The organism is Syntrophales bacterium (assembly GCA_030655775.1).
Taxonomy (GTDB): domain Bacteria; phylum Desulfobacterota; class Syntrophia; order Syntrophales; family JADFWA01; genus JAUSPI01.
Genome location: JAUSPI010000238.1, coordinates 1 through 23,016, shown reverse-complemented (window position 1 = coordinate 23,016; position 23,016 = coordinate 1). Strand labels below are relative to the sequence as shown.

General features: G+C 43.7%; 27 protein-coding genes. 20 read left to right on the top strand and 7 right to left on the bottom strand.

Annotated elements, in window-relative coordinates; genetic code table 11:
• Positions 1-122: 122 nt before the first annotated feature.
• Positions 123-1,439, bottom strand: a complete 1,317-nt coding sequence (locus Q7J27_13215) for a Tex-like N-terminal domain-containing protein (GenBank protein ID MDO9530100.1) — start codon at positions 1,437-1,439, stop codon at positions 123-125.
• Positions 1,440-1,726: 287 nt separating this feature from the next.
• Here Q7J27_13215 and Q7J27_13210 point away from each other — a divergent pair, with 287 nt between their 5' ends.
• From Q7J27_13210 to Q7J27_13140, 15 genes are all read left to right on the top strand, one after another.
• Positions 1,727-2,017 carry a type II toxin-antitoxin system prevent-host-death family antitoxin gene (locus tag Q7J27_13210; GenBank protein ID MDO9530099.1) on the top strand — a complete coding sequence of 97 codons (291 nt, stop codon included), beginning with the start codon at positions 1,727-1,729 and terminating at the stop codon, positions 2,015-2,017.
• Complete coding sequence (locus tag Q7J27_13205; GenBank protein MDO9530098.1) at positions 2,010-2,441, top strand: type II toxin-antitoxin system VapC family toxin; 432 nt, start codon at positions 2,010-2,012, stop codon at positions 2,439-2,441. The genes Q7J27_13210 and Q7J27_13205 overlap by 8 nt, the downstream gene beginning before the upstream one ends.
• A gap of 85 nt (positions 2,442-2,526) precedes the next feature.
• On the top strand, positions 2,527-2,793 hold the full coding sequence (locus tag Q7J27_13200) for a hypothetical protein (protein MDO9530097.1): 267 nt from the start codon (positions 2,527-2,529) through the stop codon (positions 2,791-2,793).
• Positions 2,778-3,164: a type II toxin-antitoxin system VapC family toxin gene (locus tag Q7J27_13195; GenBank protein ID MDO9530096.1), complete on the top strand. Its 387-nt coding sequence runs from the start codon at positions 2,778-2,780 to the stop codon at positions 3,162-3,164. The genes Q7J27_13200 and Q7J27_13195 overlap by 16 nt, the downstream gene beginning before the upstream one ends.
• A gap of 260 nt (positions 3,165-3,424) precedes the next feature.
• A complete protein-coding gene (locus Q7J27_13190; GenBank protein ID MDO9530095.1) occupies positions 3,425-3,655 on the top strand; it encodes an AbrB/MazE/SpoVT family DNA-binding domain-containing protein in 231 nt (76 codons plus the stop codon).
• Positions 3,645-4,043 carry a PIN domain-containing protein gene (locus Q7J27_13185; GenBank protein ID MDO9530094.1) on the top strand — a complete coding sequence of 133 codons (399 nt, stop codon included), beginning with the start codon at positions 3,645-3,647 and terminating at the stop codon, positions 4,041-4,043. The genes Q7J27_13190 and Q7J27_13185 overlap by 11 nt, the downstream gene beginning before the upstream one ends.
• Positions 4,044-4,111: 68 nt before the next feature.
• Positions 4,112-4,303 (top strand): hypothetical protein, encoded by a 192-nt coding sequence (locus Q7J27_13180; protein ID MDO9530093.1) that lies wholly within the window; start codon positions 4,112-4,114, stop codon positions 4,301-4,303.
• A 15-nt stretch (positions 4,304-4,318) separates the two neighbouring features.
• Positions 4,319-4,522, top strand: coding sequence for a hypothetical protein (locus tag Q7J27_13175; GenBank protein MDO9530092.1), 204 nt, complete (start codon positions 4,319-4,321; stop codon positions 4,520-4,522).
• Complete coding sequence (locus Q7J27_13170; protein ID MDO9530091.1) at positions 4,495-4,818, top strand: nucleotidyltransferase domain-containing protein; 324 nt, start codon at positions 4,495-4,497, stop codon at positions 4,816-4,818. Before Q7J27_13175 ends, Q7J27_13170 begins: the two co-directional genes overlap by 28 nt.
• Before the next feature lie 171 nt (positions 4,819-4,989).
• On the top strand, positions 4,990-5,283 hold the full coding sequence (locus tag Q7J27_13165) for a nucleotidyltransferase domain-containing protein (protein ID MDO9530090.1): 294 nt from the start codon (positions 4,990-4,992) through the stop codon (positions 5,281-5,283).
• The gene (locus Q7J27_13160) at positions 5,280-5,459 is read left to right on the top strand and encodes a hypothetical protein (protein ID MDO9530089.1); all 180 of its coding nucleotides are present in this window, start codon (positions 5,280-5,282) and stop codon (positions 5,457-5,459) included. Before Q7J27_13165 ends, Q7J27_13160 begins: the two co-directional genes overlap by 4 nt.
• A gap of 440 nt (positions 5,460-5,899) precedes the next feature.
• Complete coding sequence (locus Q7J27_13155) at positions 5,900-7,255, top strand: putative DNA binding domain-containing protein (GenBank protein ID MDO9530088.1); 1,356 nt, start codon at positions 5,900-5,902, stop codon at positions 7,253-7,255.
• Between the two features lie 131 nt (positions 7,256-7,386).
• Positions 7,387-8,775, top strand: coding sequence for a putative DNA binding domain-containing protein (locus tag Q7J27_13150; GenBank protein MDO9530087.1), 1,389 nt, complete (start codon positions 7,387-7,389; stop codon positions 8,773-8,775).
• A gap of 255 nt (positions 8,776-9,030) precedes the next feature.
• On the top strand, positions 9,031-11,073 hold the full coding sequence (locus Q7J27_13145) for an NAD(+) synthase (GenBank protein ID MDO9530086.1): 2,043 nt from the start codon (positions 9,031-9,033) through the stop codon (positions 11,071-11,073).
• A 5-nt stretch (positions 11,074-11,078) separates the two neighbouring features.
• Positions 11,079-11,279 (top strand): cytoplasmic protein, encoded by a 201-nt coding sequence (locus Q7J27_13140; protein ID MDO9530085.1) that lies wholly within the window; start codon positions 11,079-11,081, stop codon positions 11,277-11,279.
• 265 nt (positions 11,280-11,544) lie between these two features.
• On the opposite strand, the gene Q7J27_13135 is transcribed toward Q7J27_13140, so the two are convergent.
• Positions 11,545-12,408, bottom strand: a complete 864-nt coding sequence (locus Q7J27_13135; protein MDO9530084.1) for a ribonuclease D — start codon at positions 12,406-12,408, stop codon at positions 11,545-11,547.
• Between the two features lie 367 nt (positions 12,409-12,775).
• Here Q7J27_13135 and hpt point away from each other — a divergent pair, with 367 nt between their 5' ends.
• Positions 12,776-13,294 carry a hypoxanthine phosphoribosyltransferase gene (gene hpt / locus Q7J27_13130; GenBank protein MDO9530083.1) on the top strand — a complete coding sequence of 173 codons (519 nt, stop codon included), beginning with the start codon at positions 12,776-12,778 and terminating at the stop codon, positions 13,292-13,294.
• An 18-nt stretch (positions 13,295-13,312) separates the two neighbouring features.
• Entirely contained in the window at positions 13,313-14,257 is a 945-nt protein-coding gene (locus Q7J27_13125; GenBank protein ID MDO9530082.1) for a DUF3426 domain-containing protein, read from the top strand.
• On the opposite strand, the gene Q7J27_13120 is transcribed toward Q7J27_13125, so the two are convergent.
• The 4 genes from Q7J27_13120 to purD all read right to left on the bottom strand — a co-directional run bounded on the left by Q7J27_13120 (position 14,254) and on the right by purD (position 18,671).
• Positions 14,254-14,892, bottom strand: coding sequence for an L-threonylcarbamoyladenylate synthase (locus Q7J27_13120; protein ID MDO9530081.1), 639 nt, complete (start codon positions 14,890-14,892; stop codon positions 14,254-14,256). The genes Q7J27_13125 and Q7J27_13120 overlap by 4 nt on opposite strands.
• Before the next feature lie 142 nt (positions 14,893-15,034).
• Entirely contained in the window at positions 15,035-15,505 is a 471-nt protein-coding gene (gene purE, locus Q7J27_13115; GenBank protein ID MDO9530080.1) for a 5-(carboxyamino)imidazole ribonucleotide mutase, read from the bottom strand.
• A 250-nt stretch (positions 15,506-15,755) separates the two neighbouring features.
• Complete coding sequence (purH, locus tag Q7J27_13110; GenBank protein ID MDO9530079.1) at positions 15,756-17,321, bottom strand: bifunctional phosphoribosylaminoimidazolecarboxamide formyltransferase/IMP cyclohydrolase; 1,566 nt, start codon at positions 17,319-17,321, stop codon at positions 15,756-15,758.
• 27 nt (positions 17,322-17,348) lie between these two features.
• A complete protein-coding gene (purD, locus tag Q7J27_13105) occupies positions 17,349-18,671 on the bottom strand; it encodes a phosphoribosylamine--glycine ligase (protein ID MDO9530078.1) in 1,323 nt (440 codons plus the stop codon).
• A gap of 438 nt (positions 18,672-19,109) precedes the next feature.
• Between purD and Q7J27_13100 the strand changes: the two genes are divergently transcribed.
• From Q7J27_13100 to Q7J27_13090, 3 genes are all read left to right on the top strand, one after another.
• A complete protein-coding gene (locus tag Q7J27_13100; GenBank protein MDO9530077.1) occupies positions 19,110-20,378 on the top strand; it encodes a hemolysin family protein in 1,269 nt (422 codons plus the stop codon).
• Positions 20,368-21,657, top strand: a complete 1,290-nt coding sequence (locus tag Q7J27_13095) for a hemolysin family protein (protein MDO9530076.1) — start codon at positions 20,368-20,370, stop codon at positions 21,655-21,657. The genes Q7J27_13100 and Q7J27_13095 overlap by 11 nt, the downstream gene beginning before the upstream one ends.
• A gap of 154 nt (positions 21,658-21,811) precedes the next feature.
• Positions 21,812-22,585 (top strand): NTP transferase domain-containing protein, encoded by a 774-nt coding sequence (locus Q7J27_13090; GenBank protein MDO9530075.1) that lies wholly within the window; start codon positions 21,812-21,814, stop codon positions 22,583-22,585.
• A gap of 122 nt (positions 22,586-22,707) precedes the next feature.
• Here Q7J27_13090 and Q7J27_13085 read toward each other — a convergent pair whose 3' ends face one another.
• Entirely contained in the window at positions 22,708-23,001 is a 294-nt protein-coding gene (locus Q7J27_13085) for an antibiotic biosynthesis monooxygenase (protein MDO9530074.1), read from the bottom strand.
• Positions 23,002-23,016: the final 15 nt, after the last annotated feature.

Below are 23,016 nucleotides of genomic sequence, written 5' to 3'. Positions count from 1 at the left end.
ATGTGGGGACGTTTTCAAAGAACACCCAGTATAAATAATGCGATTCGTTCATCAACAAAATTTTCAAAGAACTTTTGAAATAATGTCAATCCAGGGTACATGCTACGTTTTTCAAAAACTTGTTAAATCAACAGAGTCATTGATACGGCGCCACGAACCGTCACATCATAATCCGGAAATTCTTCTCGCGCCGTTTTCGATGCCGAATATACCGATGCGCCGCTCTCATTGACCATTACTACTGTCACATGCCGGCCAAAATCGATGTTTTTACAGAATGCTTCTGTTTCGCGTCCTCCCGTACCGTTGCCGACAGCAATAGCTTCAATATTGAACTTTTCGACCAGCGTCTTTAGCTTTCCGGCTGACTCATCCGTGCGATTTTGAGGCTGAATGGGAAAGATGGTATCGTTATGCATGAGTTTCCCCTGCGGGTCGAGGCATACAACCTTGCAGCCGGTTCGGTAACCGGGATCGATTGCAAGCACGGTTTTCTGTCCAAGGGGTGAAGAAAGCAGTAAATTACGCAAGTTTTCAACAAAAACACTGATCGCTTCCTGTTCAGCACGCTTCTTAATTTCCAGGCGGATTTCCGTCTCCATGGAAAGTGAAAGAAGGCGCTTGTAGCTGTCTTTTACGGCCAGGCGAACCTGCTCCGCAGCCTGACCGTCATCCTTTACAAAACGGTTTTCCAGGACCGCAACAGCCTCATTCTCTTGCGGAAAGACATGAAAGATGAGAAAGCCTTCATGGGCTCCGCGACGAATTGCCAGAACTCGGTGTGATGGAGCCGTGGAAGCAGGTTCCTCCCACTCATAGTAATCCTTGAATTTGATGCCCTCCTCTTCCTGACCCTTGGCTACTCTGGAATTTATCACTGCTTTCCGGACAAACAGTTCACGAAGCTCCGACCTGACTTCGGCATCCTCGTTAATCCACTCGGCAATAATATCCCGTGCTCCCGCAAGGGCATCTTCAATATTCTCCACGCCTTTTTCTGAATCAACAAAAGCCGTCGCTTCGGCATGCGGGTCGATGTCACCCTGCTCGAAAATTTTATTCGCCAGGGGTTCGAGTCCCTTCTCTTTTGCCATCATACCACGGATGCGGCGCTTCGGCCGGTATGGCAGGTAGATATCTTCCAGAATAGCCAGCGTTTCAGCTATCTCTACCTTTACTTTCAGATCATCCGTTAGATTACCCTGATCCTCCAGGGATTTAAGAATGGATTCCCGTCTCTTCTCAAGTTCGTGAAGCTGCTCCAGCCGGTCACGAATGTTGATAATATTTACTTCGTCCAGCTCGCCCGTTGCTTCCTTTCGATACCGGGCTATAAACGGCACTGTGGCACCGTCGTCCAGAAGCCGGGCAGTCGCCAGCACCTGTTTTTCTCTAAGTTTTAATTCTGCCGCAATTTTCACAATATTCTTTTCGTTCATTATTTCTCCACATTAAGCCCATCTTTCGTATTATCCACGCTAAGTTCTATGGCAAGGAAATCCCATACGTCAATTCTAGCCGCGAAACCTGATTATAACTACAACATCACTATGTCAAGAAATAGATATGAAGTTCCCGGAAATACCTGATATCGAAATGGGCAAGTTACCCCTCGACTTAATCCCTCGATTTAAAATTCCAACTTTTCCTTCTTGACAAAATACGTACAATGTGGTTACAATAACCACAATCGAAGATAATTATAATAACTATGTTGGAGGTTCTTATGCAATCGACAAGTGTCGGCATTCGGGATGCAAAAATCCATTTGAGTAAATTTCTCAAGATGGTCAAAAAGGGAGGCGAGGTCATTCTGACGGATCGTGGGCGGCCAGTTGGAAAGATTGTACCTATTCAAAAGGAAGACCTTTCGTTATCGGAACGCATCAAGCATTTGGAAGATCAGGGTTTGCTCGAAGCCTGCCCGGAAAAAGGCAGGAAGAAAGTACCCGCTCCCATTCCTGTCCCAGATGATATAGCCCAAAGATTCCTGAGAGAGGACAGGGAAAATGGATGATGATTTTAGAGTTATCTATTGGGACACCTCTGCCATTTTGTCAGTTCTGTTCAAAGACAGGCACAGCAATACAGCACAAAAGTGGGTACATGAAGAAGGAGTCCATTTTATCTCCACGCTTGCCTACGCCGAAGCATGCGCTGTAATTGCCCGAATGCAACGAGAAAGCGTTGTTGCCGACATTCTGGCACAGGCATCTTTCGAAACACTTGATAAAGGTCCCTGGCGCCGACTGGCCGCTTGGCCTGAATGGATAATTGTTCAGTCTCTATCTGCAAAATGGCCCCTGCGCGGAACAAATCTGTGGCACCTTGCCACAGCAAAAAGCATCCAGAAGGAAATCCCGGAACTGTTTCTGCTGACCTTTGATGCCCGACTTCAAAAAGCAGCCAAAGGTGAAGGTCTGGTCAGCACAATCAAATAACTGAGGGCATAACCATGTTTTTAAGGAACGAACCCCAGCAATACTAACTTGACATCTATGCATTTGAGTATTAGAATACTCAAAAATGCAAAGTGAGAATAATATTATGCGAACAACCATAGAAATTTCAGACAGGCATCGGAGCATTTTGCTGTCTCTGGCCGTACAGAAGGGTTTACGAGGATACTCCGGCATTATACAGGAAGCTTTGGACTACTATATCGCTCACCAGGTTAAGGCATCAGACATAAAAAAGGGCGTCCTGCGTATGAAAGGAAGTTGGAAGGCGGAAGAAGCAGAAGAAACCAGGTCCAAGCTGGCCGAACTGAGGGAAAATTGGAAACAATCATAATCGCGGATACCGACGTTATTATTGATTATTTCGCCGACATAGAACCCGTTGCCTCAACTGTTGCCAGCCTTATTGATAAAGATTGTCTGGCTTTGACTTCTGTAACGGTGTTTGAACTTTATGCCGGCATAACCGGTACAAAAAGGTTGAAACAGATTAATGATCTGGTTTCAATCATGCCGGTTCTTCCCCTTGAAAAATCGGATGCCGCAACGGCTGCACAAATTTACACTGATTTGAAGCAAGCCGGAAATTTGATCGGAAATCAAGATATCCTTATAGCCGGAATCTGCATAACCCATGATCTACCTCTGATGACAAGAAATACGGAACACTTTTCCAGAATCCCGCGTCTTAAGCTGTTCGGCTAACCATAAATATTCGGAATTGAGCAGCTCGTAAAAAGTCATAAACTGCACCATTTGTCATGCTGAACTTGTTTCAGCATCTAATTATTTCAGCAAGTTAGAGACCCTGAAATAAATTCAGGGTGACAAAAACTGACTTTTTACGAGTTCATCAGAGTTGAGCAGTTGAGGAACGAAACCAACGATAAATATTACATTGACAATTCAAAAAAAGTTTTATATTCTTCCAATAAGTAGGAAATAATAATAAAAGGGTGTAACAAATGGAATCTGTTATAACAAAAAAGGGGCAGGTAGTGGTTCCCGTAAAGCTGAGGAAAAAATATGGGATAGACACGGGCACAAAAGTGGCCTGGATAGACACCGGCACTGTTATCAAGGTGATCCCGATACCGAAGGATCCTGTCGGCGCCTTGAGAGGCTGTTCCGAGGGGGAGGAACTTACCAAAGGCCTGCTGAGGGACAGAGAGGAGGACAAGAAACTTGAAGGGTGATCTCTTTCTTCCCGATACGTCAGCAATCCTGACCATGATGGACAATGAGGAAGGCGCCGATGTGGTTGAAAATATCCTGCGGACAAAAGATATCCTTTTACCTGCTATAGTACTATTTGAGATATATTACACAACAATACAGAACAAGGGCATAGAAATTGCCGAATCAAGGTATGCTACCGTAAAGAGTATCAAGGCAAACCACATCGCGGAACTACATGAACCGGTTCTGTTAAAGGGAGGAGAACTCAAGGCAAGGCATAAAATATCGCTGGCAGATTCCATAATTGCCGCCTATGCGCTCGTTTATAAGGCAACCCTTGTCCATAAAGATCCTGAATTTGAAGCTATCACAGAAGTTAATCAGATAAAGCTGCCATATAAATGAATCGAAACTTAACAACACCAGAGGCTGTATCGAGGAAACAGATGACCGACCTTAATGGAGGAAAGACAATGAAACCAAAAATGACCATGATTTATTGGAAGTCAGATAAATTTTGGCTGGGTAAACTCCTTGAACATCCGGAAATTATGACGCAGGGGGAAACACTCGAAAAATTGGAAGAAAACATTAAGGATGCGTATTTCCTGATGGCTATGGATGATGTACCGGAAGAATACGAAGTGAAAGAAATTTCCATATGAAACGGAACTTCTCTTATGATGTTCGACATAAATAAGACAATCGACTATTGGCTCGAAAGTGCAGCCTATGATCTTGAAACAGGGAAAAGCCTTTTGGAGGCAAGATATCCGGATGAAAAGAAGGATTTTCACAAGAAATGTACAGAAGAATTTACTCGCAAAAAATTTGCAGAAATGGATAAGGTATATAAATGGTTGACACAGAAATTAAGCAAATAATTAAGCGATTCGTAGATGCTCTGGTAAAAAAGGGGGTCCGAATAGATCAGGTCATTCTTTACGGCTCATACGCCTCAGGTAATGTTCATTCTGATAGTGATTTAGACCTCGCGATAATATCGCCTGATTTTGGAAAAGATAGATTTGAAGAAGGAAAGTTATTATTACAGACAGCATGGAGGGTTGACCCGAGACTTCAACCAGTACCGATTTCATCCGAAGCATTTGAAAAAAATACATGGGTACCGTTGATACATGAAATAAGAGAAAAAGGCATTGAAATTAAGGCTGCCTGACAGTGGTAACCGCACACCAAGGACATACCGTTTGGAATGATTGGCAATTGTTTGTTAGCAGGCCGATGTATCAGGCAAAAACTGAAGGAACGAAACCCAACAACACCAAGGGCTGTATCAAAAATAGGGGAAGTATCCCTAATATTAACCTATCGGATGAAGGAGTAAATTATGCCGATCGCCAAAATAATTGTTGATAAACGAGAACAAATACTGCAGTTGTCTCGTCAATACGGCGTTTCAAATATCCGTGTCTTCGGGTCAATGACCAGAGATGATGCTACCGATGACAGTGATATTGACTTGCTTGTCGACCTGGCGCCAGACCGGGATTTGTTTGATTTAGGCGCTTTATTGATGGATATCCAGGACCTCCTCGAAAGAAAAGTAGATATCGTAACAGAAAAAGCATTACATAATCCGCGTATTCGCGAGCAGGTACTTAGCGAGGCAGTACCATTATGAAAGATGATCGTGTCTATATTGAACACATGCTCACATGCATTCAAAAAGTTGAGGGTTTTGTGAGTGGAGACAATGAATCAACAGATAAGAGTAGTTTGCAGGTTGGGTTGTCGAAGATCCGCCTCTGGCGGGAGGAACGAAACCCAACAACACCAAGGGCTGTATCGGAGAAATAGGGGAAGTGTCCCTAATATTTATGGATGATTTACTCCAATGGCTCATTTGGGGTGGAGTCCCTGCTGACAGCCTCATTTTAGATTACAGAAAGGAAATCGAATCTACTTTTGGCTAACATATATGAACCGCATTGATCAGTTCAGGACTGGAAGATGATGCAGGTACAGATTTTTCCATCTATAAATATCCCGTTGCCTATTGACGCCATCTATCGGCGTCTCGGTTGCAAGAGGGATATATTTCAGCTTCCAGGAAGCAAGCTTGGTTGCTTGATATGCAAAAAGGCATCATGCACGATATGTTAACCGGCAAAGTCAGGGTTGCGGTCTAACGGAAAGAAACAATTATGATGGCATTGCAACAATTTTCTGCGGAGCCATCTACAATTTCCACCATTACCAGTTGGTATCTGGCCGATTTGAGGTGAAATATGGATATCATGAAATTGCTGAAGGCTGGCGAATCTGAAACTGTTGAATTCAAAGCCGGGTTCAACAAGGAGGCCATAATATCTCTGGTGGCATTTGCCAATACAAAGGGCGGTAAGGTTATCGTCGGCGTGGATAGCAAAGGACATATATGCGGTGTCGAAGTTTCTCCGGAAACAGTGCAACGGTATCTCAATGATATCAAGGTTGCCACCTATCCTCAAATTATGCCCAACGTTGATGAACATGAGATTGATGGAAAGACTGTTCTGATATTCGAAATAAGTGAGTATCCCATAAAACCTGTCTCCTTTAAGAACCGTTATTACAAACGAGCCAAGAACAGCAATCACCTGCTCTCACTGGATGAAATTGTGGACCTGCAGCAGCAGAGTCTAAGTGTCTCTTATGATGCCTGCCCGCTGAAAGAAAACCTGTCTTCATTGGATAACGCCCTGCTGGAACGATTTATTGAAACAACAAACTCAAGAGGTCGGATTAATCTTCAAGATGACCTGCTGACTAACCTGACAAAGCTAAAATTAGTCCAGGCCGGTAAGCCGACTCTGGCTGCCATGCTGCTCTTCGGCAACCACGGCTATTCCATTCATATCGGAAGGTTTAAATCCGAAGATACGATTATTGATGATCTGTTGATAAAAGATCCTCTTCTTGTCGCCCTTGATGAAGCCATGATCTTTATAAAGAAGCATATCAGTCTTTCCTACCGATTCGATGGGAGCCTGAAGCGGAAGGAAAAGTGGCAGTATCCACTGGAGACCATTCGTGAGTTGCTTTTAAATTCTGTTGTTCACCGTGATTATAAGCATTCATCAGATATCGTCATTAAAATTTTTGACGACAGGATCGTATTTACCAATCCGGGCAGGATTTACGGCAACCTGACTATTGAAGAACTTGAGCGGGATGATTACGTATCGTCCATCCGCAATAAGCTGCTCGCAGAATCGTTCTACCTGATGGGAGATATCGAAAAATATGGGACAGGTTTTATACGAATTCGAAAAATGCTGACAGATTATCCCGACGTTTCTTATAGTATAACCGAAACGGGTGACTTTTTTAAGGTGGAGCTGCGCCATACCCCCATAAAGACCCCTATAAAAACCCCTTCAAAGACCCCTATGAAAGCCGAAGATCAAGATATTTATTTAACGGGGCTTGAGGATAAAATCTTTAAGCAGATACAGACAGACAATCATATTACCTTTGAAAATATCGCAATAAATCTATCCATCAGCAGAAATACAGTGATAGAATATGTTAATAAGTTAAAAAGTAAAGGGGTTCTCAAAAGAGCAGGCAGCAGAAGAGGCGGTCGCTGGGAAATAATTAAACCGTCCTGAAAAACAGGGCTTTTCTACAGATTCGGGGGTAAGATTCGGGGGACACCTTACTAATTTCGGAAATGCAATATCTAAAATGCGAGTGAATTTTTCAGGCAGCAGTGGAATGCCGATATGTTGAAAGAACGATAATGAAGAAGAAGGAATTACAAGAACTTATCAAACAAGGCGAGGGATATTTTGTTGAGTTCAAAAAGCAGGTTGGGGAAAGTCTCGCCAGGGAAATGGTTGCCTTTGCCAATGCATCCGGGGGCAAAATTGTCATAGGAGTTGCGGATGATGGCGGAATTACAGGTTGCTCCACTGACAATACGACACGTTCAAAAATCCAAGATATTGCCAATAACTGCGATCCCCGGATTACGATACATATAAAAACAGTACGGCATGAAGGTGTAAAACTGCTTGTTATTTCGATTGATGAAAGCCGTGACAAGCCGGTACGGTGTTCGAAGGGGTTTTTTCTGAGAGAAGGGCCTAATTCTCAAAAGTTGACGAGGAATGAAATATTATCCCTTGCCGCAGATGCGGGAAAATTCAAATTCGATATGCAGGCCTGTAGAGGGTTTGATTATCCTGGAGAATTTGATGATACCCGGTGGCGTCGCTTCTTGTCTGAAGCGGCAATTGCGCCGCCTGAGAATAGGGAAGATTTACTGGTGAATTTGGGGTTCGCCGAAGAGATGGTTGGGTTCCAGATTACAAATGCCGGAGCACTATTTTTCGGTAAAAATATTGAAACCCATATTCGTCACAGTTTCATTACCTGTGTTCTTTTTAAGGGTACTACAAAAACCAAGATACTTGACCGGAAGGATTTTAAGGTTGATCTAATTTCTAACTATGAGAATGCGTTTCGTTTTTTGCAGCAGAATCTCAAAATTGAATACTTGATTGAAGATGGCGGCCCTCGAAAAGAAATCCCGGAAATCCCGCTGGAAGTTTTGCGTGAAGCGCTTGTAAATGCGGTGGTTCACAGAGATTACTTTGAGGAAGGGGCAGGTATTCTTGTTGAGGTCTATGATGACCGTGTTGAAATAATAAATCCTGGCCGACTTCTCTTCGACAGCAGTAAATTCGGGAAGCTCAGTGTGGCGCGAAATCCTATATTATTCGATGCCTTTCACAGGCTTGGAATAACGGAAAAGATCGGTTCCGGTATCAACAGGATGCGGGAGGCTATGGCTGAAAGAGAAATTGAAATTGCGTTTGATACGGGGGATTTTTTTATCGTCACTCTGGCAAGGCAAACAGCTACCCCGCAAGTCACCGAGCAGGTTACCGAGCAGGTTACCGAGCAAGTTACCGAGCAAGCCGAGAAGAGCAAAGAAATTCTTAAGTTTTGCACGACCCCAAAATCAACATCTGAAATAATGGACTTTCTGGAATTAAAGCATCGGGAACATTTTCGAGCAAAAATTCTCCAGCCTTTATTAAAACAAGGTCTTTTGAAGCCGACAATTCCAGATAAACCGACAAGCTCAAGACAAAAATACTATTCAACCAAAGAGAAAAAATAAGATGAACAACACCGCAAACATCGTAATACCACAAAGGGGAGATGGGGGTCAGGTCTTGCAATACAACATTCCACCTGTACGGCATCGAACAACCCATTTGAAATGTGTTATTGCAAGACCTGACCCCTGAAGAAAGTTTTGGGTTGACAGAGTTTTTTAATATTTATAGTGAAATAGCAGGACTTGTCAGTGAAGAGATAATTCCTTATATGGTAAAAAAGGAACTTTAATGAACAGAATATAGAGGTAAAAACCATGAAACAATTTTTCAATCTTTACAACCATGGATTTGTAAAAGTGGCTGTCTGTATACCGGAGGTGAGAGTTGCCGACACGGTTTTTAATGCGGAAAGTACGGTCAAGCTGGCAAAGGAGGCGGCGGAGAACAACGCCATTTTCGCCCTCTTCCCGGAACTCGGAATTTCGGCCTATTCCAACGAAGACCTCTTCCACCAGGATGCCCTTCTGCAGAGTGTGCTGGACTCCCTTGAATATATCATCGACGCCACAAGAGATTTAAATCTCATCATGGTTGTGGGAGCGCCCCTTCAGGTCGATTCTTCACTTTTCAACTGCGGGATTGTCCTTTATCGTGGAAAAATCTTGGGGGTTGCGGTCAAATCCTATCTTCCCAATTACCGGGAATTTTACGAGGGCCGTCAGTTCAGCCCCGCTGAGGAGGCACTTTCTGAAACGATCAATCTCTCCGGACAGGAGAATATCCCATTCGGAGCGAATATCATATTTGATGTGGAAAATATTAAACATTTCAAATTCTTTATAGAGATATGCGAGGATGTCTGGGTCCCTGTACCGCCATCCGGGTTTGCGGCGATGGCGGGAGCGACTGTAGTGGGAAATCTATCCGCCTCCAATGTTACCATAGGAAAATCGGAATACCGCAGCAACCTCGCTTCAAACCAATCAGCACGCTGTGTATCAGCGTATCTCTACGCGGCAGCCGGCACAGGGGAATCAACCACAGATTTAGCCTGGGATGGACATGCCATGGTCTATGAGAATGGCAACCTGCTAACAGAGTCCAAACGATTTTCCCAGGACACTCAAATCATCTATGCAGATTTAGATCTGGACCGCCTTGCCCAGGACAGAATGCGCATGACAAGCTTTGGCCAGAATGCCCGGACACACAAAAACATACTCGCACGATTTCGTAAAATTTCTTTTTCTATCGAGACTCCCGGCAAACGGATTCTGCTGACAAGGGAATACCCCAGATTCCCCTATGTTCCTGCAGATCCTGCTAAACGTGATCAGCTCTGCTTTGAGGCATACAATATACAGGTACAGGGTCTAACAAAGAGATTGAAGTCCTCGGGTATTCAGAATGTTGTTATTGGAATATCGGGCGGGCTCGATTCCACACATGCACTCATAGTAGCGGCTCGGACCATGGATCTCCTCAATCTACCGCGATCCAACATCAAGGCTTATACAATGCCCGGTTTTGCAACTACGGATAAAACTTACACCAATGCGGTCAGGTTAATGAAGGCTCTCGGTGTGGAGGCAAATGAGATTGATATTAAAGATAGCTGTATGCAAATGTTCAAGGATATCGGCCATCCCTATGCAGAGGGAAAGGAAGTTTATGATATTACATTCGAGAATGTGCAGGCCGGAGAACGCGCATCACATCTGTTTCGCATTGCCAATCTGAGAGACGGACTGGTGGTCGGAACGGGAGACCTCAGCGAACTCGCCCTCGGGTGGTGTACCTACGGGGTTGGTGATCACATGTCCCACTACAACGTGAACACCAGCGTACCAAAGACACTGATTCAGTATCTCATACGCTGGGTGGCAAACACTGTTCAGTTCAATCAGGAAACATCGGGTATCCTTTTTGATATTCTTGAAACGGAAATCACCCCTGAATTGATTCCCGGCAAGGACACACAAAAAACCGAATCGGAGATAGGGCCCTATGAACTACAGGACTTCAACATTTTCTATACCACCCGGTTTGGGTATCTTCCCACCAAAATTGCTTTTATGGCACATTCTGCATGGAAAGATAAAGATAAAGGGCTCTGGCCGGATGTACCGGAACATAGAAGAAATGACTACACTCTCGGGGAGATCAAACACTGGCTTCAGGTTTACCTTTTCAGATTTTTTAAGATCAGCCAGTTCAAGCGTTCCTGCGCGCCAAACGGTCCCAAGGTTGGTTCCGGCGGTTCCCTTTCTCCAAGAAGTGATTACAGGGCTCCGAGTGATAGTGAAGCCACAGTGTGGCTGGAAAATGCGGGAAAAATACCTGAGGGGGATGACTGAGTAGCATGAAAAAGGAAACATACAGAGATTTCGATGCCACAGAACTTTACTGTCCAAATTGCAAAAGAGCGGTTCCTGTCAGGAAAAAACTGTTGTTAGTCCTTCTCGGTGGAGAAAAATACGACTATACCTGCATCTACTGTGGGATATCTCTGGGGGATAAAATGGTTACTGCGAAAGATAATCTGGGAATGATAATTAAGTGAATTCCCCCTCTCCCTAACCTCCCACCGGGGGAGAGGAAAATATAAGGATGCCATTCATCCCCGTACACAGCACGGGGTATTCTGGCATGATTTTATAAAGCCTTCTGTACCCCGTAGCGTGGGGTCTCTGTGCCCCACAGAAGGGGGCACGCTACAGATTTTAATTGGGGGCACTCAGTAAAAATGATGTCATGCTGAAACAAGTGAGATCCTGAAACAAGTTCAGGATGACAAAGGATCAGTTTCATCACTTTTTGCGAATCCATTAAAGTCGATTTAAGACTTCAATAATCTCCTGCCCTAAGGTTTTCGCCTTTCTGGAAGAAAGGGTCGGGATGGTCCCGAGTGATTCAACAGAGCATTTTTCTATTTTAGACAAATCAAGTATATTCTGATCAGATAAAATCATAAAGCGTGCGATATTCGTCTCCTTTGCCTTTTTGAAACGCCAGCGATATAGAGTCTTTAGACGGCTTCGTTGATATCTGTTCAGATCCTTGGCCCCCTTAATTTTTAGGTGCCCGTTAAAATCAAGACTTTTTTCGTGCCATTCAACAGCCATCATTTTATCAAAGGCTTCAGATGCTACTCTTTCCAGTCCCTCCTGTTTGATTTCGTCTTTAAGCCGAACATATAAATCTGTCAGATACTGGGTATCTCGAACCGCATAGATTATCTGCTCATCTGTCAGTGGACGGTTCTCCCATCGCGACCGTTGCATTTTCTTTGTCTTGTTTAATTCGACACCAAGATACTGAAATATAATGGATTCAAGAGAAAGGTACTGGCATCCAAGAATTGAAGCGGCCCTATGGGTGTCAAAAATATTCTTGAATTCAAATCCATAATCCCGTTTTAAAATGCGAATGTCATTATCGCCAGCGTGCACTACCTTGAGAATGTCCGGATTGGAGAATATACTCCCTAAAAAAGAAAGATCCAATGTGTTCAGTGGATCAAAAAGGTAGGTACTGTTGGCAGCTTTTATCTGGATTAAACAGAGCTTGTCCCGGAAGTATCGAAATGAATCATATTCTGTATCCACACAAATAGTAGAAGACCTTTCAATACCTTTTTTTGCCTTATCGAGTTTTGAGTAATTATCGACCCATACCCAATTGTTCTTCATTAATTTTCTTGAAAAGAATGGCATTGTCAGGCAGCTTTCTCTTTCCGAAACCAGCTAAATTTGAGATTTAGACTTTTAACACGATTATACGTTTATTTCTACAATTAAAACTTCCCACAGCAAGTAGCGGAAAATCCACTCGCCTTGCATTTTCAGGAGAAAAACGATACACCAAGTTTCATTCATCTTTTACCTTTATAGACAGGCGAGGGCGCCTGTCCTACCCCCGTGGTAGGCCGGGCGTCTCGCCCGACAGAGTCATCTTTCAATGCAACTTCGTATTATGCCCCGGTGTTCGTAAAACAGTTGATTTGAATTGACATTTTTTTTAGCCTTGGGTATTGTTCCGGAAAGGAAGATTTGTCCTATGAAGATTAAAGAAATTCTCTATACCAAAGAGGAAATTGACAAAAGAGTAAAGGACCTGGCTGACATTATTTCCCGTGACTATCAGGAAGATGAATTAATAGTAATCGGTATCCTCAAGGGCGCTTTTGTTTTTATGGCGGACCTGATAAGATATTTTAGCATACCATGTGTTGTGGATTTTGTCAGAGTTGCAAGCTATGGTTCCGGGACGGCAAGCTCAGAAAAGATAGAATTTAAAAAAGATATTGAAACAGACATAAAAGGGAAAAACGTTCTCATAGTAGAAGACATAGTAGATACCGGCCTTACATTATCTTTTTTAGTAGATAAATTGAAAGAGAGGAATCCGCGCTCTCTGAAAGTCTGTGTTTTTTTAGACAAAAAACACCGAAGAGAGATTGATTTTGATGCGGATTATGTAGGTTTTGCTATGGATGAAGGATTTGTTGTAGGGTACGGCCTTGATTGTAATGAAGTGGGTCGTTCTTTGCCGTATGTGGGTGTGGTTGAAGAATAACTGTTCAGAGGGAAAATCATGATAATTGAGTGTGAAAAGTGCGGAACAAAATACAGGTTTGATGAATCGTTAATTGTTGGAGAGGGAGCGCGGGTCAGATGTAGTCGCTGCAAAAATGTGTTTTTCCAGGAAAATCCCTCAAGGGAAAGAGTTGCTCCACCGGTTGAAGTTATGGAGGAAAAAGAATCCTCCCGAGCTGAAATTGAAGAAGAGACAGCCGAGCAGGAAATCGAAAAGGAATTCCCCGACTTTGATGATCTGTTGGAAGAAAAAGAACCCGTTGATATTGAAATCGAAGAGACAGCCGAGCAGGAAATCGAAAAAGAATTCCCCGACTTTGATGATTTGTTGGAAGAAAAAGAACTCGTTGATACCGAAATGGAAGGTGACAAAGAGAGGGAGAAAACAAAGAAGCATTTGTGGGCCCCGGGAAAGGTACTTGCCTATATTGTAATCGTAATCCTGGTGCTGGGGGGTGTTTATATGTATCTCTTTCCTCAGATGGGGAAAGAGGTGCTGGATCAAGTTTCACGTTATATGTCAACAGATACGCCGGAAAAGAAGGATAAAAGCATCGATGTAAAGGTAGGAAGTGTTAATTTTGTAGATGTTAAGGAGCGCCTCATAAAAAACTTTATATTAGGGGATATTCTTGTAATACAGGGCACTGTTGTTAATAAATATGAACATTCTATTTCCAAGGTGAAAGTGCGTGGAAAAATATTAAATGCGGCCAAAGAAGTTTTAGATGAGGTGGAATTCTACTGCGGCAATCTTCTTACCGATGAAGAATTAGGACATTTGACCGGGAAAGAGATCGCAGAAGAGTTATCCATTCAGATCGGGAGTGATATTTCCAATGACAATATAGCCCCTGAGGGAGAAATTCCTTTTATGATAGTATTTACCAATCCTCCCAAAGAAGCCGTGGAGTTCATTGTTGAACAGGTAATTTTTGATTAAATTTTCCGAAGTGTGTAGCGTAGAAGCGACGGAGGGATGATACCCTGTCGCAAGATAGTCGGTGGATCGGTTGTTACATCCACGATCGTCGATCCCAATCCGCCCGGTGTCTGACCACCGTCAACCACCATATCGATCTTATCTTTAAAACAATTAATTACTTCATCGGCTGAGGAACATTCCTTTGCACCGGAGAGGTTAGCACTGGTGGCAGTAATAGGGCCGGATAATGTCTTTGACAGATGAGAGGCAATTATATTACTGGAGAGACGTATGCCGATTTTTCCCGTTCCTCCGGTCAACCTCGGCGAGATATTGGAAGAGGCCTTAAATACAAGGGTAAGTCCTCCAGGCCAGAACTTTTCCATAAGCCTTCGGCTGACTTCAGGTACATCTTCTGCAAATCCGGTTAAATCCTGCTTGTCTCCTATAATAATGGAAACAGGATCTTTGTAATCCCGTCCCTTGATATCGTAGATTTTCTCAACAGCTTCAACATTTTTAGCATCTGCACCAAGTCCATAGAAAGTCTCAGTGGGATAAGCAATAACTCCACCTTTTTTTAAAATTTCTACGGCTGCAACTATTAAGGATTTATCGGGGTTTTTGGGATCAATTCTTAGTATTATCGGCATTTAGTTAAAAGTGTGAAGTGAACTAAAGTGAGCTAAGATGCCTAAAGTTAAGGTAAAGAAAGGTTATCTATATTAACTGCGCTTTAAAGCGCATGCCTTAACTTTAGTTCACTTTAGTCACTTTAAACTTTAGGCACTTAATTTATCCGGCATTCAGGTTTTCCTGCTTCTCTTTGATCTCTTCAGCCATATTGACGAAATAGTCCTTCAATTTTCTGCGGAGACCGTCATCCTGCAGGGCGAGTATTCTTATGGCCATGATGGCTGCATTTGTGGCTCCGGCTTTGCCTATGGCCATTGTGGCAACCGGTATTCCACCTGGCATCTGTACCGTGGAGAGGAGGGCATCAAACCCCCTGAGGGAAGTGGAATCAATCGGAACTCCAATTACCGGCAGGTGCGTCTGTGATGCAATAACACCAGCCAGATGTGCCGCCGCCCCGGCGCCAACGATTATGACTCTGATCCCACGTCCGGCAGCTTCCCTGGCGAATGTAGAAGTCCGTTCAGGTGAACGGTGGGCCGATGTAAGGAAAACCTCGTGTAAAACATCAAATTCTTTGAGAGTCTTTATGGCTTCTTCCATAATGGGAAAGTCAGAATCACTTCCCATAACAACGCTGACCGATATCTCGGAACTCTTTTTCACAAATAACCCCATGAATAGTAAAACTGAAAGCTGACAGCTTTTCAGAAAGTAGGGCCTGTTCCCCGAACAGACCGAATAGCCAATTTGGCCGATGAGGGCATCGGCCCCTACATATTGTGTTGGGTTTCGTACCTCCCGCCAGAGGCGGATCTTCGACAACCCAACCTACAAGGTATGACTTTGAACTCGAAACCCGAAACTCGAAACTATTTCCTTAATGTCTAAAATGCCTTGTTCCGGTAAAAATCATGGCAATTCCGTGTTCATCAGCCGCTTTTATCGATTCCTCGTCTCGTATTGATCCACCCGGTTGCACGATAGCCGTTACGCCTGCCTCAGCAGCCATATCAACTCCATCCCTGAAGGGGAAGAAGGCATCGGAAGCGAGAACTGTTCCCTTGGTGGACAGAATTGCCTTCATTGAGGCGATCTTTACAGAATCGACACGGCTCATCTGTCCAGCCCCCACGCCTACCAACTGATCTCTTTTAGTATATACAATGGCATTAGATTTCACATGCTTTACCACTCTCCAGGCGAAGTCGAGCCCCTGATATTCCTCTTCGGTGGGCGCTCTTTTGGTAACAACCTTTGCCGCCCTGATGTCCGTCTCTTCGATATTCCTGTCCTGAATGAGGAGTCCCCCAACTACTCTCCTGAAATCGTAACCTGCAGAGTGTTTTTCACGTGAAGGCGAAATTTCCAGAACCCTCATGTTCTTCTTTGTGTTCAAGATTTCTAATGCATCCTGCTCAAAGCCGGGCGCTATGATAACCTCCAGGAAAGTCTTTACAATCTCTTCAGCGGTCTTTCTGTCTACCTTTCTATTGAAAGCAACAATGCCGCCAAAGGCAGATACTGGATCGGTCTCCATTGCTTTCCTGTAGGCTTCCAGCAGTTCGCCGTCGGAAGTTGCCGCTCCACATGGATTTGAATGTTTCATAATAATAACCGATGGCAAATTAAAATCGCCAACCATATCCCATGCCGCATCGCCGTCCATAATATTATTATAGGATAGCTCCTTCCCCTGTAACTGTTTAGCATTAGATATTGCGGAAAGGGATGTGTCTTCTTCCCTGTAAAAGGTGGCTTTCTGGTGGGGATTCTCTCCATACCTTAGATTTTGTGCTTTGGTAAATTGCATGGTGAAAGTGTCAGGAAATTCCGTCTTTTCTCCTTCCGGGCTTATCCTGCCAAGGTAGTTTGAAATAGCGGCATCGTACCTGGCCGTAAGCTGGAAGGTCTTTACGGCAAGAGCAAAATTAGTGGCTTCAGATATCTTTCCCCCCGTTTTATCCATTTCCTTCAAAACTTTCGGGTAATCTTCGGGATCGGTAACGACGGTAACAAAACGGTAATTTTTGGCCGCTGCACGGAGCATGGCGGGACCGCCTATATCGATATTTTCTACGGCCTCTTCCAGGGAGCAGTCCTCCTTTGCCACGGTATCCTCAAATTTATAAAGGTTTATGACCGCCATATCTATAAAATCAATGCCCTGGTCTTTTGCTGCTTTTCTATGTTCGTCATTATCCCGCAGGGCCAAAAGACCTCCATGTATCCTGGGATGGAGTGTCTTCAATCTGCCATCCATCATTTCGGGGAAACCGGTGTAGTCGGAAACATCCGTAACGTCTATTCCGCTTTTTCTTATCTGATCCGCCGTCCCTCCTGTGGAAAGTATTTTCACGCCGAATTCTGTAAGTTTCCTGGCAAATTCAACTATTCCCTTCTTGTCCGTTACACTAATAAGTACTCTCTTTATTTCGTTCTGCATAATTCCTTTCCCTGGCAAACCAGCTGTTTATTTTATTTCCTGCATGTGCAGGATTCTTCTTTCTATCAGCTCTTTCGTGCCGATATCAGGTCTGTGAGCCACATGCCCCTTTATTGCCGACACAGCTTCTTCTGCGATCTGCTCTGCTTTATTCAGGTCCTCTGCTATCCCGACTACTCCGATCGCCCTTGATGTCGTCATATAGAGTCCATCGTCCCTTTTGTCAACGGATGCATAGTAGAGCTTCGCTTCTCCCACATCACCAACCTCGATCTTTGATGATGTTGTTTTTGCATCCGGGTGGTCCTCCGGCAGACCATAACCCTTTGGAACAACATACTTGCATACGGTCGCCTTTTTCTCAAATTCAATATGGAGTTTGTCAAGTGTTCCTTCAATAATCGCATTGCAGACATCTATAAAATCAGTCTTCAGAAGAGGCAGGGTGTTCATCGCTTCGGGGTCTCCAAACCGAGCATTGTATTCCAGCAATTCGACTCCGTTTTTTGTTATTATAAATCCACCGTACATTACTCCCTTATAATATTCGCCTGTTTCTTTATAAATTGCCTCCGCCACTTTCTGCGTTATGGCCAGACCTTCTGCTACGTCATCCAGACTCATAAAGGGCAGTGAATGGTCTTCGGAGGAGTAGGAACCCATGCCCCCTGTGTTTGGTCCTTTGTCATCTACAAATCTTCTCTTATGATCCTGTACGGGAGGTGTTGTAACCACTGTTTTTCCATCACATAGACACTGTAACGAGAATTCTTCCCCTTCCAGTTTTTCATCTATGATAACTGATGGATGTTCCGCTAAAAGCTTCCTGCAGTATTCCAGGGCCTCCTCTTTCGTTTGAAAGTGATCCCCCTGTACCCAGACTCCCTTTCCGCCTGTCAGGCCGTCGGGTTTTATAACGGCTTCATCCAGTTCATCAAGAAAATCCCTTATTCCTTCCATGGAAGAAAATATTTCAAATTTTGGATTGCCGGGTATATTATATTTTCTCAGCAGATCTCTGGTGAATGATTTTGAGGTTTCCAGTCTTGCCAGGCTTTTTGTCGGTCCTACACTTGGTATGCCTATTTCCTGCAGGAAATCAACAACACCGTTATTCAGGGGATCTTCCGGGCCGATGATCGCGAAATCAATATGGCACTCTTTTGAAAACTTTTTTATCCCTTCCAAATCACCATAATCCCCGATCAAGACTTTATCAGAGAGTGAGGCTATGCCAGGATTGTTGGCTTTCATATATGAGAAAAGCCTGGAATGATGCTTCGACCTAAAGACAGTCTCAGCAATAACATGTTCCCTTGCACCATTTCCAACTAAAAGCACATTAGACATAATGATACCTCCTCCTTTACATGAAAGTTATCCGCAGATTACGCGGATTACGCAGATTTGTAGGTTTACCGTAAACCGTGAACTGTGATAATTTTATCCTTCGTTGTGGCCGAAAGGCCATGCCACCCTCTGCCGGCAGACAGGTTCCCATCGGCCCGTATCCTTAGTTTTACGATTAAAGGATATATAGGAAAAATACTTATGAGTCAAATGGTCTTTCTCTGGTATTTGGAGCCTACCATGTTGACTTTTCGTGTAAATAAAGGTAATTTAACAGTAACTACTCAGGCATGAGTAGTTACAAGGCACAAAGTACCAAAGGTTCACCCTGTTAAATACGGTTCCCCTTGGGAAATTTAACAGGGCAGGCAGAGGCACAAAGAAAGAAAATTAGTTCAATTGGTTAACCAATAACCCAAACAACCAATAATTTATCAATTGGATTCGCACATTACATTAAGGCTTGTTCTGTTAGCTTTTCTATTGATACTTTCTGGATTTTTTTCCAGTTCTGAAGCCTCGCTTTTTTCCCTTACTTCACTTCATCTCCACAAGATGAGAACAGAAAGATCTCAATTCTTGTCCTACGTTCAAAGGCTCTTGAAGTTTCCCAGGAGGCTGCTCATAACCATACTCGTGGGTAACGAATCCGTTAATGTTACCATTTCGGTTGTATCAGCAGCCATTTTTATCTACTTTATGGGAAAGGAAGGTAAGTGGATGGCAATAGCTGTTACCACTCCACTGCTCCTCATCTTTGGGGAGGCCATTCCCAAGACTCTTGCCATAATTAATCCAATAGGGTTTTCATCCTATGTTTCACCCCTCTTGACGGTTTTCTTTGGTATCGTACGACCGATTGTATGGATATTGGAAAGGATTTCCGGCTTTTTCGTTAACCTTTTCAGTGTAGGGGATGCCAAAAGAAGTGACGTCTTGATGGAGGATGAATTCAGGACGCTGGTTGACGTTGGTCACGAAGAAGGAGCTCTTGAGGAACCCCAGAAGGATCTGATTAACAGGGTATTTGAACTTCGCGATACAAGGGTTTCATACGTGATGACCCCAAGGGTGGATATGTTTTGTCTCCCTATCTCCATGGACATAAAAAGTATGGAAAGGAAGATAATTGGCACCAGGCATTCAAGAATACCGGTTTATGGTGACAACAGCGATGATATTCTCGGAATTTTATATGTCAAGGATCTTATGGCTATGATAGCGAGAAAGGAAATAGTGGTTAGTATTGAAACATTATTAAGAAAACCATATTTTGTCCCGCTGGAAAAGACAGCCGATAGCCTCCTTAGAGATTTTCAAGCAAGAAAGATACATATGGCGATAGTCGTGGATGAACATGGTGGTGTGGCGGGTGTTGTGACAATGGAGGATATCCTGGAAAGCCTTTTCGGTGATATCTACGATGAATATGATGTAAGAGAGGATTTGTACCAAAGGGTGGATGATAAAACTCTTATGGTTTCCGGAATGATGTCGGCAGATGATCTTAACGATCTTATTGGGGCTTCCATTCCTTCGGAGGATTTCGATACGGTTGGCGGATTTGTTTTTCACCTATTCGGAAAGCTGCCTGTAAGAGGTGAGGAGATTTCCTTTAATGGTTTTACTTTCAGTGTGGAAAAAATGAGCAGGGCAAGAATATTAAAGATAAGAGTAGTAGAAAAAGAGGTTGAAGATGGAAAGTAATCTCTTTTCTCTTTTTTTGATATTTGTATGTTTAGGCCTGGAAGGTTTATTTTCAGGGGGGGAATTATCTCTTGTGGCTTCTGATATAAACAGGATAAGGCAAAAGGCCAGGGCCGGTTCCAGATCGGCCATGCTTACCCTTAAGCTCCTGGATAAACCGGAGTGGTTTCTTGCTACGACTTTAACCGGAACCAATATATGTGTCGTTGCCAGTACTGTTATTGCAACATCCATGTTCATATCAACCTTTGGCGCTGTCCGCGGTGAATTTATTTCTGTTATTATTATGATTCCTCTTGTCCTTGTGATGGGTGAAATAATCCCTAAAAGTATATCTCGGCAGCATGCAGAATTTATCTCCCTCAGAGTTTCGTGGTTTATATGGATCGCTTCATGGGTGCTTTATCCGGTGGTGTTTATTGTTTCAAGAATAGCCAGAGGTGCGGTCTATATATCCACGGGAGGAAAAGAAAGTGTCCGTTCCCCTTATATTACAAGGGATGGTTTGAAATTTCTTCTCAGAAAAGAAAGGGCTGAGAGTGATATCGCAAGTTCAGAAAAGGAAATGATACGGCGGATACTCGGTTTCTCCGAGGTGACTGTAGGACAGATCATGGTTCCCCTGTCCAATACGGCTGTCTTACAAGAAAACTCTACTCTCGGGGAGGCTGCTGTTTTGACTGAAGAAAAAGGCTTTTCCCGTATTCCCGTTTATCGTGACAGGATATACAACATCACAGGCATACTTCATTGTTTTGACCTTTTCAAAACTCTGCACGATCAGGCTGAACTGACCGAAAATGACAAGATAACGTCCTGTCTCAGGCCGACGGTGTTTTATGTGCCGGAAACGAAGTCGGCCGGTGAGCTTCTCTTTGAGCTGCAGAGGAGTGGCGAACATATGGCTATAGTTGTTGATGAATATGGCGGTGCCGTTGGTATAGTGACCATCGAAGACATATTGGAAGAGATAGTGGGTGAAATTGAGGACGAGTACGATAAAGAGGAAAAGTTGTATAAAAAAATCGGCCCCGGGAGATATCTCTTTGACGCCAGAATAAAGATAGACTATCTTAGCGAAATCATCCTCCTGGAGATTCCTGCGGGGGATTATGAAACTCTGGGAGGGTTCCTATTAAACAGGATGGGGAAAATTCCTAAGAGAAGTGAAACATTAAGATTTAACAACCTCCTTTTCGTTATTGAAGATGCTGACATGAAATCCATAAAAGAGGTGCTAGTTATACTGCCAGATTTAGTTCCAGGCACAAGGCAATGAACTACCCCTCGGCAAGCCACGTGGGATATCAAAAATAAGTGTTTTATCTTTTCTAACGCAGCAAGCTGCGGGGAATTAAACCCTACAGATTTCGCATCGCCCTTCAAATGATTAGAGTAATCTGTAAAATCTGTGGATTAAAAAAGGTGATTTGATGATCAAAAGAAGGAAAGACAGGTTTTCAACTATAATTCTTGCCGCCGGCAAGGGAACCCGTATGAAATCTTCACTGGTGAAAGTTCTTCACCCCATTTACGGAAAGCCGATGCTTTCCTACCCGGTTGCCGTGGCTAGAGATGTAGGATCGGAAGGAATCGTTATTGTAGTCGGTCATCAGGCAGAATTAGTAAAAGAATCTGTTAAAGATAAGGATCTTGTTTTCGTGTACCAGAGAAAACAGCTGGGAACCGGCCACGCCGTGCTTCAGACCAAGGATAGATTCCTTGATTTTGAGGGAACCATCTTGATTCTTTGCGGTGATGTACCTCTACTCACTCTACGTACTGTAAGGTCACTGCTTGACTATCATTTTTCGGGTGATGCGGCAGTTACGGTTTTAACCACCGTACTCGACACCCCGCACGGTTACGGGCGGGTTGTCAAAAAAACGGAAGACGATATCCTGAAAGTCGTGGAGGAGCGCGATGCAACATATGAGGAAAAGATGATCAGAGAAATAAATACAGGCATATACTGTGTGGAAAGCGAGTTTCTTTTTGAGGCCTTAACAGATATTGACAACAAGAATGCACAGGGCGAATATTATCTGACAGATATTTTCAAGATCGCCAGCAGAAAGGGATACACCGCGAGGTCGTTCATTGCCAATGATCCTGTTGAAGTTATGGGGATAAATACTCCTGATGACCTGAAATTGGCAACCCGTATTATCGAAGGGCGAATGAGAAAGGGGTCAAATCTCTATTAAAGATTTGGCCCCAAGAGAGTGGAGCATCCTATGTTATGAAAGCTTATATCCTCAGGGAATCCTCCCTGCAGCCCGCGCTATACTGTCTTTCGCGGTGTAAACATGAAACATGCTGGTGCTGCTCAGACTGAGGGTTCCTCAATAAAAATACGTACAACCTCTGGTTCAGAAAGCAGAGAATCCATCATCCCATGTATTAAAACCTTTCTCCGGTCCGACTCCCACGCCTTCCAGGCTTCAATGGTCGTCCATGTGCTGATGATCATGAAGTGCAAGGGATTATCCGCTGCCCGGAGTGTCTCACCACTAATGTAGCCGCGGCGGTGCACCGCATCTGACCTAACTTCCTGTATAAGGTGCCTGAGTTCATCCTCTTTTCCCGTCAAACAGTGTCTTTCAATCAATACTCTTATCATGTTTTTTCACCTCCC

Bases quoted from the DNA above. Each gene is read 5' to 3' on its own strand.
- Q7J27_13125 (MDO9530082.1), top strand. From the start codon at position 13,313: ATGATAATTGAGTGTGAAAAGTGCGGAACAAAATACAGGTTTGATGAA.
- purE (MDO9530080.1), bottom strand. From the start codon at position 15,505: ATGGGAAGTGATTCTGACTTTCCCATTATGGAAGAAGCCATAAAGACT.
- Q7J27_13205 (MDO9530098.1), top strand. From the start codon at position 2,010: ATGGATGATGATTTTAGAGTTATCTATTGGGACACCTCTGCCATTTTG.
- Q7J27_13120 (MDO9530081.1), bottom strand. From the start codon at position 14,892: ATGCCGATAATACTAAGAATTGATCCCAAAAACCCCGATAAATCCTTA.
- hpt (MDO9530083.1), top strand. From the start codon at position 12,776: ATGAAGATTAAAGAAATTCTCTATACCAAAGAGGAAATTGACAAAAGA.
- purH (MDO9530079.1), bottom strand. From the start codon at position 17,321: ATGCAGAACGAAATAAAGAGAGTACTTATTAGTGTAACGGACAAGAAG.
- purD (MDO9530078.1), bottom strand. From the start codon at position 18,671: ATGTCTAATGTGCTTTTAGTTGGAAATGGTGCAAGGGAACATGTTATT.
- Q7J27_13215 (MDO9530100.1), bottom strand. From the start codon at position 1,439: ATGAACGAAAAGAATATTGTGAAAATTGCGGCAGAATTAAAACTTAGA.
- Q7J27_13145 (MDO9530086.1), top strand. From the start codon at position 9,031: ATGAAACAATTTTTCAATCTTTACAACCATGGATTTGTAAAAGTGGCT.
- Q7J27_13165 (MDO9530090.1), top strand. From the start codon at position 4,990: ATGCCGATCGCCAAAATAATTGTTGATAAACGAGAACAAATACTGCAG.
- Q7J27_13170 (MDO9530091.1), top strand. From the start codon at position 4,495: ATGGTTGACACAGAAATTAAGCAAATAATTAAGCGATTCGTAGATGCT.
- Q7J27_13140 (MDO9530085.1), top strand. From the start codon at position 11,079: ATGAAAAAGGAAACATACAGAGATTTCGATGCCACAGAACTTTACTGT.
- Q7J27_13150 (MDO9530087.1), top strand. From the start codon at position 7,387: ATGAAGAAGAAGGAATTACAAGAACTTATCAAACAAGGCGAGGGATAT.
- Q7J27_13095 (MDO9530076.1), top strand. From the start codon at position 20,368: ATGGAAAGTAATCTCTTTTCTCTTTTTTTGATATTTGTATGTTTAGGC.
- Q7J27_13200 (MDO9530097.1), top strand. From the start codon at position 2,527: ATGCAAAGTGAGAATAATATTATGCGAACAACCATAGAAATTTCAGAC.
- Q7J27_13175 (MDO9530092.1), top strand. From the start codon at position 4,319: ATGATGTTCGACATAAATAAGACAATCGACTATTGGCTCGAAAGTGCA.
- Q7J27_13180 (MDO9530093.1), top strand. From the start codon at position 4,112: ATGAAACCAAAAATGACCATGATTTATTGGAAGTCAGATAAATTTTGG.
- Q7J27_13160 (MDO9530089.1), top strand. From the start codon at position 5,280: ATGAAAGATGATCGTGTCTATATTGAACACATGCTCACATGCATTCAA.
- Q7J27_13090 (MDO9530075.1), top strand. From the start codon at position 21,812: ATGATCAAAAGAAGGAAAGACAGGTTTTCAACTATAATTCTTGCCGCC.
- Q7J27_13135 (MDO9530084.1), bottom strand. From the start codon at position 12,408: ATGAAGAACAATTGGGTATGGGTCGATAATTACTCAAAACTCGATAAG.
- Q7J27_13155 (MDO9530088.1), top strand. From the start codon at position 5,900: ATGAAATTGCTGAAGGCTGGCGAATCTGAAACTGTTGAATTCAAAGCC.
- Q7J27_13210 (MDO9530099.1), top strand. From the start codon at position 1,727: ATGCAATCGACAAGTGTCGGCATTCGGGATGCAAAAATCCATTTGAGT.
- Q7J27_13085 (MDO9530074.1), bottom strand. From the start codon at position 23,001: ATGATAAGAGTATTGATTGAAAGACACTGTTTGACGGGAAAAGAGGAT.
- Q7J27_13190 (MDO9530095.1), top strand. From the start codon at position 3,425: ATGGAATCTGTTATAACAAAAAAGGGGCAGGTAGTGGTTCCCGTAAAG.